Below are 11,025 nucleotides of genomic sequence, written 5' to 3'. Positions count from 1 at the left end.
CAATGCCGGCATGGTGGCGGCGATCCTGCCGGCAGCGGCGACCGGCAACATCGACGTCACCGCGAACGGATCGATCGATGCGCGGTTCGGCGTCGATGCCGAGAACTTCGGCAAGGGCTCGACCAAGGTCACCACCGTTGGCCCGGTGACCGCCACCAGCGGCAACGGCATCTTCGCGCTGACCGCCGGCGGCGCGGTGACGGTCAACGCGGGCAATGTGAGCTCGACCGGCAATACCGCGATCATCGCGCAGCAGACCAGCGGCGCGGGAACCGGAGTGGTCAACGTCACGGCCGGCACTGTCTCGGGTACGACCGGCATCGTGGTCAACAACGCCGGCAGCGGCGCGATCGGCGTCACCACGCACGGCACGGTGACCGGCACGGCAGCCGAGGGCATCAAGGTAACCGGCAACGGCGCGGTAAGCGTCGTGGTCGATCAGACGGTGACCGGTGGTACCCTCGGCCTGAGCCTGGTCGGCGCGGGCAACATCAGCGTCACGGGCACCGGCGGGTTCGTCGGCGGGACCGGCGACGCGGCCAACATCCTCAATAACGGCGCAGGCACGACGACCGTCAACATCTCGGGCGCGAGCAGTTCGACCGGCGGCAATGGCGTGGTCGTGCGCGACACCGCGCTCGGCGGCAATATCAGCGTTACCACCGCTGCCGTCACCGCGGCTGGTGCGAACAATGCGATCGACGTCCGGTCCGCATCGACCACCGCCAATGTCACCGAGGTCGCTAATGGCAACATCCAGGCCGGCAATGCCGGCATGGTCGCGGCGATCCTGCCGGCGGCGGCGACCGGCAACATCGACGTCACCGCCAACGGCTCGGTCAATGCGCGGTTCGGCGTCGACGCCGAGAACTTCGGCAAGGGTTCGACCAAGGTCACCACCGTGGGTCCGGTGACTGCGACCAGTGGCAACGGCATCTTCGCGCTGTCGACCGGCGGCGCGGTGACGGTGGCTGCCGCCAGCGTCTCGTCGACCGGCAACACCGCGATCATCGCGCAGCAGACCAGCGCCGCCGGTGCTGGCGCGGTCAATGTCGCCGCCGGCACCGTGTCGGGCACCACGGGCATCATTGCCACCAATGCCGGCAGCGGCAGCGTCAAGGTGAGCGGCTCGGGCAACATCACGGGGACGGCCGCGACGGGGATCGCGGCGGCCTCCACGTCGGGCAATATCGACATTCTCTCCACCGGGACGGTCGTCGGCGCGACGAACGGCATCACCGCGAACGCGACCAGCGGCACGGTGACGATCTCCGGCACGGGCGCGGTCACCGCCAATGGCGGCATCGGCATCTCCGGCTTCAGCACCAGCGGCAATGTCGTCATCACGCCCGCATCGACGGTCACCGCCACCGGCGGCGCCGCGATCCGCGCCCAGGCCGGCGGCGCCGGCAATGCCACCGTCACCACCACGGGCAAGGTTACCGGCAACACCGATATCGGCATTCTGGTAATGTCGAACAACGGTAACGCGACGGTTACGGCAAACGGTGATGTCGCCGCCGTCACCACCGGTATCCTTGGGACCTCGTCCGGCAACGGCATCGTGACGATCAATGCCAACGCCAACATCGCCGCTTCCAACGGCACCGGTATCGGCGCCGCGGTTGGAGGCGACCATAGCCGCATCGTCGTCAATCAGGCCGCCGGCACGTTGATCACCGCGACCAACGGAAATGGCATCACGGCTACCAGCAGTTCGTTCATCAGCAATATCACGATTGCGGTTGCCGGGGAGGTCAGGGCAACGGGGGCGGGCAGGGCTGGCGTCGCCGTCGGTTCGACCCCGGGCTCGGTCGACGTGACCGTGGCAGCGACCGGCAAGATCGCCGCCGATGTCGGCGTTGCGCTCACCATGCCAAGCGGGGGTGGTGCTACCGTCACCAATTCGGGCCTCATCACCGCCACGACCACCGGCGTCCAGATCGACATGACCGGCTTTGGCGGTGCGGGAATCGTCAATCGCGGCACGATCACCGGCCCCAACGCCATCGTCGCCAGCGTGAGTATCAACACGTTCGCCTTGCAGAATTTCGGCATCCTGAACGGAGCGGTCAACGTCAGCGGTACCAGCAGCGCCCTGTGGACCAACGCGCTCGGCGCGGTGGCCAATCTGGGGTCCGGCGGCTCGAGCTTCTCGGGCGGCCTGACCAATGCCGGCACCATCAACATCGGCGCGGGCGGCACGCTGGGCATCCTCGGCAACACCGACAATAGCGGCCGGATCGCTTTCGCCGGTGCGGGCAGCTTCACCACCAACGGCACGCTCGCAAATAGCGGGATCATCAATGCCCAGAACAACCTGACGACCAACCTCGTCACGGTCGGCGGCAACTACAGCGGCGGCGGCCAGTTCTTCGTCGACTACAGCACCGTCGCCGCCAGCGCGGATCGCATGGTCATCGGCGGCACCGCCTCGGGCAACACCAATGTCACGCTCAACCGCGTCGGCACGCGCAGCTTCGTGCCGGGCGGCTTCCTGCCGATCGTCACCGTCGTGCCCGGCGCCGCGGCGACCACCTTCACCTCGAACACGGTGTTCGACACGACCGGCTTCATCCTCGACAGCTTTGGCCGTAACCCGGCCAGCAACACCCAGTTCGGGCTGATCCAGACGGTCAACCCGCTGGCCATGCCGCTCGGCAATCTGAGCTATATGGCGGAAGCGGCCTCGGCCAATCTCGACGAGCCGATCAGCCCGTTCGTCACCATGCGCAACGATCCCCCGGCCGGCGCCACGCGCTTCAGCCTGTGGATCCGCGGTGGTGGCGGCCACACAAACGAGACGATCAGCTCGACGCTGGTGGGTGGCGGCGTCACCTATACCGGGTCGAGCCGGATCCGTACCGTCCATGAATCCGCCCAGTTCGGCGCCGATCTCGGCTTCCTCAATCTCGGTGGCCATGGCTGGAACGTGAATGTCGGGCTGACCGGCGGCTGGTATGACGGTCGGGTCGCGCTCACCGCGGTCGATCGCATCAAGGTCGAGACGCCGTTCCTCGGCGGTTATCTCGTGGTCGGCAACGGCGCCGCGGCGATCGAGGGCAGCATCCGCAAGGAATGGCGCCACTACAAGCTCGCCATGCCGACGCTGTTCGGTGCGGCCGGCACGCAGAAGGTCGAGGGCAGCGCCACCGCCTATACGCTGCGCGCGTCCTACCGTGTCGGCGGCGCGACCGGCTTTGCCGCGACGCCGTTCGCCAGCTTCCACTATGCCGACACGGCGATCGATGCGGTGCAGATCGATCCGCTCAGCGTGTGGACGCCGGGCAGCGACCAGACCAAGGTCGGTCAGGCGGGCCTGCGGCTGTCATGGCGTGGCGGCAACCCAACCGGCGTGACCTTCGAGCCCTTCGTCAGCGCGGCACGGCTCGAAAACTGGTCGAGCGGCGACAGCTCGAGCTTCGCCTTCGGCGCGCCGGTGACCAATTTCTCGCTCGATACGGTCAGCTGGAAGAATGCGATGCGCTACTCGGTCGGCCTTATCGGCACCGCTGCGGACGGCCGCGTCTCGGGCTTCGTGGTCGGCAACATCAATGACGGATCGCGGCTGAAGAGCTTCACCGTCAACGCCGGGCTGCGCTTCAACTTCTGAGCCACACACCCGGCAACGGTGCACGACACTGAACCCCTTCCCCAATCGGGGGAGGGGTTGCGGTAGCGGTCGCGGTGCTCAACTGCGGCCGGCCCGCTTTACACGCCAACGACCTCATGACGCTGGCCAACCGGCCCGAACCACGCCACATCGGCGCGGCGCGCTTTGGTCGTCATCCGGGGGAAATTCGATGTGCTTCTCGGCCACGGCCAGCTTCGTCGCCACCGGCGTGCTGGGGACGATCGGTGTGGCGACGCTGCGCCACGTGCGCGAGCCGCGCACCTTGCTCTTTGCCTCGGTGCCGCTGCTGTTCGCGGCGCATCAGTTTGCGGAAGGGGTGGTCTGGCTCGGCCTCGAAGGTCATATCGGCAAGGCCGCGCTCGATCGCGCGATCTTCGCCTTCATGCTCTACGCGCACGGCTTGCTGCCGCTGCTGATGCCGCTGGCGATCCTGTTGATGGAACCGCGCGGGCCGCGCCGCACCGCCATCCGCGTCCTGACCGGACTCGGTGCGCTGGTGTGCCTGTGGGACGTTCACGGCCTGCTCTTTTATCCCGATACCGCGCTGATCTCGCATCACTCGATCGCCTATCGCAATCCGATGACCGGCAATCTGCTGATCTCCGGCCTCTACGTCCTCGCCACTTGCGGCGCGATGCTGCTGTCGAGCCACCGTGTCGTGCGCGCCTATGGCGTGCTCAACGCCATCGGCCTGACGATCGTCGCGCTGGTCAAGGGCAATGCCTTTGCCTCGGTATGGTGCTTCTACGCCGCGGCGCTCAGCATCATGCTCTATTGGCAGTTCGCCCGCCGCACGATCGACCTCGCGACTCCGAACGGTACCTCGCCGATTCTCCGCCCCCTGTTGCTGCGCTGGCGCTAGTCGTGCGATTTGCCCGCGCGGAAAGCGCCGCCGGGAACCGCCTTGCCGGTCGCGCGTCATGCGGAGGTCACGACGAGGTGATAGGGCGAAGCGATGCGCACAAGGACCGAGCCACCGCCGCCCGACAAGGCGCAATATGAAGCCTGGGCGCGCCGCGCGCGCACCCTCGCCGCCGAGGCGACGACCGAGACCGCCCGCGCGATCCACATCGCCATCGCCGAGGATTATGAGGCCAAGGTCGCGCGCAGCGCGCAACCAGCGATCGACAGCGGAGTCTCGGCAGCCGCGCAGGACAGCGTGTCGCGCTGACGCGTCCGAAAGGGTACGCGTCGCGCCTGCCGATCGGGCGCGTTATGCCAATTGTTCCAGGACGAGCGCTATCTTCGGCACCGCGATGGCCCGCTCCACGGTAAAGTCAGGCAACGCCGTCATAAAGGCGACGCCGAAGCGTTCGCCGTCGCGCCACGCCACGCGTCCCGAAAGCTGAAAATCGCCCAGCGTGAGCCGCACGATCGTCCCGACACGATGCGCCGTCGCCGAATGGACCAGCGCGCCGCCCGCCGACAGATTGAGCACATGGCCGCGCGCGCTGCCCTGGCTGCTGTCCAGCGCGATCGGCAAAAAGGTCTTCCAGCGCCGCGCGATACCCTGCCGGCTTGACCTGCGACGCTCGATACCCATTATTTTTCCCGCAAGATGATGCGGATACAACCGGGTCACACCATTCCGGTTCCAATTTTTCGTGCTTCGACCGTTGTTAACCACGGACCTTTTCCCGGCCGGTCACGGCGGCACATTCCCATGACGAAACAGCCCGGCGCATTGCGGCGCCGGGCTGTCACGATCATCATGCACCACGCTTGCTTCTGCTTCGCGCGGTGAACGATTACTTGCCGTCCTTGACGCCCACCACCGGGACCTCGACGGTTGCCTGGGTCGTCTCGACCTTGGGCACCGTCACCTTGGTCGCCTTGGTGCCGACGACGACTTCCTTGGAATGGACCGCCACCTGCGGCAGGCTGCCGCCTTCGGCCGAAACATGCACGTCGGGCAGCGAGCCGCTCTTCTTGACGTCGGCGCTCCAGAAGCCGGTGAGGAACAGGAACGCCACCACGATCGCCGCCAGGGCCAGGATGACCCCGATGATCAGCCCGCCGTTCGAGCGTCGTTCTACCACGGTCGTCGTGCCGTCGGTGTTGCGATATTCTGCCAATCGATCCTCCTTTTGTTGCTGGAGGGTCAAGCGTTTGAATTCACGACTGGTTCCATGCGGCTTCGCCCGAAGTCCGCGCGTCTGGCGGGCGGGACCCCTTTTGCGTTGCGGCGCGTTGTCGCCCCGCAGGCGGTTCGTCGCCAGGGAGCGCGCAATGAATGATATGTCCCAAAACCCCGCCGCTGCGGGCCGCCAGTGGAGCGTCGCGCCGGATGGATCGCCTGAGTCGGATCACGCTTATTATGCCCGCCACGCGGCAAAGGCGCGCGAGCTCGCCGAACGCGCCACGGCGACCGGCGCGCGCGCGCTGCATCTCGAAATGGCCGCAGACTATGACAGCCGCGCAGCAGAGGCGACGCGGTCCTAGAGCGGGATGCGAAAAAGTGGGAACCGACTTTTCGCTACAAATCCCGCGACAACAAGAGATTATAGAGCAGGATGCGATTCAAACTAATCACATCCTGCTTTAGCGCAGGAACGGTCCGAAAAGCGCAGCCCGCGCTAGCGCCGCCGTCCGTACTGGCTGTTCTCGAACGACACCACGGCCTCGCCATGCTCGCCCAGCGGGATCGCCGCCACGCCATAGATGCCGCGCGCGCCATTGGTGCCGATCATCACGCCGACCTCGCCATGGACGCCGCGCGCCGCCCGCCCGGCGCCGCTCAGTTCACCCCGCGCCGCCGCCGCGCTCTCCACCGTGTTGCCGGCGAGGATGGCATTGCGCTGTTCGTCGCTCAGCCGGATGGTGTCGGCGTCATGCGCGGCCGGCGTCACCGGTGCGGCGACCTGCGCCATCCCGGCCACCGGCCAGCCGCATGCCGCCATGGCGAGGCCGAGCATGATCGGCAGGGCGCGGCGGCGGAGCGATGTCGGCTGGGTCATCCCCGATCATAACCCGGATCGACCTTGCCGTACAATGAACGGAAACGCGCGCCGCCCGCGCCGTTCCTACGCCGCCGCCATCGTCGCGACGAACGCCGCCAGCTGGTCGAGCGTCTCACCCATCCCGCCGGTCGCGCCGGACTCGATCTCGGCGTCGAGCACGTCTTTTGACGGATAGAGGTCGTGGATCACCACCGTCGTCCGCCCGTCCTGTTCGGTGAAGGTCACCGTCGTCACCGCGCCATTCTCGCTTTCCTCATTGGTCCAGGAAATGCGCGTGTCGGGCACCACGTCGAGATAGCGCCCGAAAAAAGCCATCGGCTCGGCGGATTCCGGATGTTTGAAGACCAGGCGATAACCGCCACCGACCCGCACATCCATCTCGCACGACAGCAATGTCATGCCGTACGACTGCGGCACCCACCACTCACGGAACAGCTCGGCCTTGCTCCACGCCGCGAACAGCAGCCGCGCCGGCGCGTCGAAGCTACGCGTCACCAGCGTCTCGCGGTCGGAAATGCGCTCCGCCGTCATGCCGCCCGCCGCCGTGCCCGGCTCATTGCCTGTCTGCGCCATCGATTTTCTCCTGCTCTTTCAGTTGCTCGACCACCCTGTCCAACGCATCGAAGCGTGCCGCCCAGCGCTCGCGATAACGCGCGATCCACGCCGCCTCCGCCTCAAGCCCGCGCTGCCCCAGCCGACACGTCCGCACCCGCCCGACCTTCTCGGTCGTGACCAGCCCGGCGCGTTCCAGCACCCCGACATGCTTCTTCATCCCCGTCAGCGTCATCGCGAACGCCTCGGCCAGATCGCTGATCGAAGCCTCGGCCCGCTCGAGCCGCTCCAACACCCCCCGCCGCGTCGCATCCGACAAGGCGGCAAACGAAGCATCGAGCGGGGCAAGGGCATGCTGAACCATATGGTTCAGTATTAGCGCGGGGTAGAGCCGTACGCAAGGGGGGCATTGCTTCCTTAATTCCTCCCCGGAACGGGGAGGGTGTTCGAGCTTTGATTTGCCCCCGGCAAATCAAGATTGTGTTCGGGGAACACAATCTCGCTCGAACACATTTGCTACTTCAGCAAATGGTGGAGGGGCTTGGAGCAAGGCGCCCGCGCACGGAAAACAGACCCCGCAATCCCGTTCTTCCGGCATCTGCGCGACGACCAATACCAAGTCCGGCCATCGCGACTCTCTCAAGCCCCTCCCCTTCAGGGGAGGGGTTGGGGTGGGGCAGTCCCGCAAACGCTGCGCTTGAGGAGAGGCCCCACCCCCAACCCAGTTGCGGGTTAACGGCGCCCCGCGCCGTTCAGGTCATGCCGGGGGCATGACCGACCCGCAGCCCCTGAAGGGGAGGAGACCGGGGCTGCTCCGCAAAGCTTGGTCGAGTTCTACCCCGCTCCCCCAGCCACCCCCATCCGAGCCTCCCCCCGCCGCCGCGGCCGCCGCCCATAAACAAACGACCACAACCCCAGCGCCCCCATCGTGCCATAACCGATCAGCGGATTGACAATCAGGTTGGCGCGCACGCTGATCGTGAACACCAGCACCGCCGACAGTGCGGCATCGGCGATCAGCCCCAGCCCCCACACCAGCGTCATCACCGTCATCGTCCGGCGAAAACCGGCATGGACCTGCAACGCGGCGAACTGTTCCGCCTCGCCCTCCGATCGGCGCCGCATGTTCGCCCGCGCCAGTTCATAGATCATCGGCCGGCCGATCGCCGCCGACCCGAGGAACGCCAGCCCGATCACCCCGGTGACGAGCTTCTCGCGCAGCTGGAGGAACTGCGCGCCCCCGCCGCCGATCATCGCCAGCAACGACAGCGCGATGCCCGCCACCACCAGCACCGACAGCGCGTCGAGCCGCCGGTGCAGCGCGAATTCGCCCAGGCTCCACAGGATCGGCGGCGCCGACGAGGCGAGCAACGCCCCGACCTCGCCCAGCCGCGCCTCGGCGGCGCTGTAGATCACATAGGGCAGGATGAAGTTGACCAGCAGCTCGAACAGCACCCGCCCGCCATGCGCGCGCAGATAGCCGGTGATGCGGGCCATCGGCCCCGGTGTGGCGTCCAAGCGGTGGTTCCTGTGGTGTTGGGGGAGGATAGCCCGGTGGGGGGAGGGGGCAAGGGTGGGCTGGCGGCAACCGCCGGCCACTCCGATCCTCCCTCGGACGACCCGCCCGGCCGCGCGTCAGTTCACCGTCTCTTCCGTCACATCCCGCCCGCTCGCCACGTCGATCACATGCCCCTCGCGATAGGCCAGAACGCCCGGGATCGCCGCCAGTCGGTTGACCAGCAGCGTGTTGGTCTCGACGAACGCCCCCACCGCATGCAGCGCGGCGGGCACGACCCGCGCCGCGTCCACCCCGGGCGCCGCGGCATCGTCCGCCCGTCGCGGCCTGAGCGCCGCCGCGAACAGGCCATAGTCCATCACCGCCGTCCGCCCCAGATCGACCTCGCCCGCCAGCTCGGGCACCGGCGAGGGCTGCCACGCCTTGGCGAACAGCATCGATCCCAGGTCGGTCACCTCGCCCGGCTTGGCGTGGAACCCGACCGTGCCGTAACAAAAGCATTCGTACAGATAATTGCCGAAGCCCATGCCGTAGAGCACATAATCCCCGGGCGGAATCTCGGCCAGCACCAGCGCCATCTTGCCCGACATCGCCAGCGGCTTGCCCGGCGCCAGCGCGAAATAATTATACGCCTTGTCATAGTCGAACACGAAGGACTCGTACGCCCCCGCCTTCTTGCCGGCCTTGTCGAAGGCGGCGCGCTTGGCCACCTCATACGCGTCGATCTCGGCTTGCGCGGGGATACGCAGGATATGCGCGCCGAACTTGCTCAGATCGGTATCGAGCCGCACCAGCACATAGGCCTTGTCGGGCGCGATGACGATCGGCTCGCCCGCCCTGAACTGGCGATATTCGGGCACGTCCTTTGCGGCGGCGGGCACCGCGCACAGCGCGGCAAACGGCGCGAGCGCTGCCAGCAGCCAGCGCAGCGGAAACATGCTCATGGTTCCACCTTCGGCGTGGGCGGGGTCGGGCCGGCGGCGATCCGCGCCTGCAGCATGATGGCGCGCGGCGCCTCGCTGCCGCTGTTGAGCAGCTTCCACACATCCTCCGACGTGCGATACCGGGCATAACCGCGCGGCACCATGCAGCGATACAGCCGCGACTGGCGGATGCTGCGCTCCAGCGGCCCGGCGATGATCGCGGCGATCGCCACGCCGACCAGCCCATAGGCACCGCCGTCATAACTCACCGGCCGGTTGGCATCGGCCTTGCGCCACGGCACGAAACCCGGCGCCTGGCGCGACACGCCATGCGGCAGGAACCGCCAGCAGAACGACAGATCGGCGCGCGCCTGCTCCACCGTCACGCCCGGCTTGTGGAAGATGATATATTTGCGGTCGTCACCTAGCTTGTCGGCGGGGACGGCGAGGTCGGGCAGGGCTTCCGCCTGCTCCACCGGTGGGGCGGTCTGCGCGGAGAGCGGCGCGGCGGTTACCGCGAGAATAGCCGCCGGAATCCATTGCGCTTGCATAAATGCCCTCCCGTGGGGCGGGAGGATAGCGCGGATTTGTTGGGGGGCAAGGTGAAGGGCGATGAGACTTGCGGGGTATTTGCCTGCGGTAACGTAATTCGGGACATTGCCACGGTCGCGGTCTTCCTAGTGGTGAGAATCATACGCTTGGTAACCGTGAGCCAGAGGCGCGAACGACCGGGTCTGCAGGAAAGCGGTCGTTCAGCGCTCGGCGCGGGGGCCGAGAGGACCATCATCACGGTCAGCACGGAGTTCACGCTACCACTCTGACGGAGATGCTCGAACCGCACCATCCCGCCACTCGGGCGGGTGCCAGTCTCTAGCCACGGCTGTGGGCGATCGATTTGTTGCGGCGTTTAGATCGGCCACGTCGAAGTCGAGCTTCGTACTGCTAAACAGGCAGGAATCTTGAATGCATTCAAGGTACCCATTCCACACTGTGTTGGACCTCTGCCCACGGTAATCTTTCGACGGAAGTGTTACTGTGACGCCGATCCATCCCGCGCGCTGATCGTCGCTCTTAATCAACCTATGTCCGGGACTGCGCTTTTCTGCATGATCTATTGCCCTCCAGATGTTCTGGAGGAAGCTGTGGTCTAAGGTCTGGGAAATGATGGCTGTACCGTTGGGCTGAACTATCTGGGGGTTCGTCGAAACCATCCAAGCCTCATCGAGGCCCGAGAGTTCGTCGGTCACCGTGAATTTGACATAGCCGTTACCGATGACGCCAGGGCGGTTTCCGACGTTCGTAACCATCCAATTGATCTTGTCCTGACGTGACCCCCAACGTTCATCCAGCCAAAACTAGAGTCCGTTCGTGGTTGTCGCGCGTCAGCGCGGGTGAAGCAATGGCCTGCACGCGTGCAGGCCATTGCTTTTCGAGGCCGGC

Annotated in this window: 13 protein-coding genes; 4 read left to right on the top strand and 9 right to left on the bottom strand. The window is 66.4% G+C overall.

Annotation, left to right across the window (positions count from 1 at the left end):
- From U1839_RS23275 to U1839_RS23265, 3 genes are all read left to right on the top strand, one after another.
- On the top strand, positions 1 to 3,613 hold a 3,613-nt coding region (locus U1839_RS23275; protein ID WP_332805962.1), incomplete at its 5' end, for a hypothetical protein.
- Between the two features lie 190 nt (positions 3,614 to 3,803).
- Positions 3,804 to 4,496 (top strand): DUF6629 family protein, encoded by a 693-nt coding sequence (locus tag U1839_RS23270; RefSeq protein WP_332805961.1) that lies wholly within the window; start codon positions 3,804 to 3,806, stop codon positions 4,494 to 4,496.
- A gap of 93 nt (positions 4,497 to 4,589) precedes the next feature.
- Positions 4,590 to 4,805, top strand: a complete 216-nt coding sequence (locus tag U1839_RS23265; RefSeq protein ID WP_332805960.1) for a hypothetical protein — start codon at positions 4,590 to 4,592, stop codon at positions 4,803 to 4,805.
- Between the two features lie 42 nt (positions 4,806 to 4,847).
- Here U1839_RS23265 and U1839_RS23260 read toward each other — a convergent pair whose 3' ends face one another.
- Together U1839_RS23260 and U1839_RS23255 are read right to left on the bottom strand one after the other, a co-directional pair.
- Positions 4,848 to 5,261, bottom strand: coding sequence for a PilZ domain-containing protein (locus tag U1839_RS23260; protein ID WP_332805959.1), 414 nt, complete (start codon positions 5,259 to 5,261; stop codon positions 4,848 to 4,850).
- Positions 5,262 to 5,382: 121 nt separating this feature from the next.
- Complete coding sequence (locus U1839_RS23255; RefSeq protein WP_332805958.1) at positions 5,383 to 5,709, bottom strand: hypothetical protein; 327 nt, start codon at positions 5,707 to 5,709, stop codon at positions 5,383 to 5,385.
- A 154-nt stretch (positions 5,710 to 5,863) separates the two neighbouring features.
- Between U1839_RS23255 and U1839_RS23250 the strand changes: the two genes are divergently transcribed.
- Entirely contained in the window at positions 5,864 to 6,076 is a 213-nt protein-coding gene (locus U1839_RS23250; RefSeq protein WP_332805957.1) for a hypothetical protein, read from the top strand.
- 134 nt (positions 6,077 to 6,210) lie between these two features.
- On the opposite strand, the gene U1839_RS23245 is transcribed toward U1839_RS23250, so the two are convergent.
- The 7 genes from U1839_RS23245 to U1839_RS23215 form a co-directional block, all read right to left on the bottom strand.
- Entirely contained in the window at positions 6,211 to 6,591 is a 381-nt protein-coding gene (locus U1839_RS23245; protein ID WP_332805956.1) for a hypothetical protein, read from the bottom strand.
- Positions 6,592 to 6,657: 66 nt separating this feature from the next.
- Positions 6,658 to 7,167, bottom strand: a complete 510-nt coding sequence (locus tag U1839_RS23240; RefSeq protein ID WP_332805955.1) for an SRPBCC domain-containing protein — start codon at positions 7,165 to 7,167, stop codon at positions 6,658 to 6,660.
- A complete protein-coding gene (locus tag U1839_RS23235; RefSeq protein WP_332805954.1) occupies positions 7,148 to 7,510 on the bottom strand; it encodes an ArsR/SmtB family transcription factor in 363 nt (120 codons plus the stop codon). The genes U1839_RS23240 and U1839_RS23235 overlap by 20 nt, the downstream gene beginning before the upstream one ends.
- Positions 7,511 to 7,980: 470 nt before the next feature.
- Positions 7,981 to 8,664: a VC0807 family protein gene (locus U1839_RS23230; protein WP_332805953.1), complete on the bottom strand. Its 684-nt coding sequence runs from the start codon at positions 8,662 to 8,664 to the stop codon at positions 7,981 to 7,983.
- 117 nt (positions 8,665 to 8,781) lie between these two features.
- Complete coding sequence (locus U1839_RS23225) at positions 8,782 to 9,606, bottom strand: hypothetical protein (protein WP_332805952.1); 825 nt, start codon at positions 9,604 to 9,606, stop codon at positions 8,782 to 8,784.
- Complete coding sequence (locus U1839_RS23220) at positions 9,603 to 10,136, bottom strand: hypothetical protein (protein WP_332805951.1); 534 nt, start codon at positions 10,134 to 10,136, stop codon at positions 9,603 to 9,605. Before U1839_RS23220 ends, U1839_RS23225 begins: the two co-directional genes overlap by 4 nt.
- Before the next feature lie 258 nt (positions 10,137 to 10,394).
- Complete coding sequence (locus U1839_RS23215; RefSeq protein WP_332805950.1) at positions 10,395 to 10,892, bottom strand: hypothetical protein; 498 nt, start codon at positions 10,890 to 10,892, stop codon at positions 10,395 to 10,397.
- Positions 10,893 to 11,025 lie beyond the last annotated feature (133 nt).

Origin of the sequence: Parasphingomonas halimpatiens, from assembly GCF_036663795.1 — a bacterium.
Lineage (GTDB): Bacteria > Pseudomonadota > Alphaproteobacteria > Sphingomonadales > Sphingomonadaceae > Sphingomonas.
The sequence above is the reverse complement of the archived record's forward strand: the minus strand, read 5'-3'. Positions and strand labels throughout refer to the sequence as shown.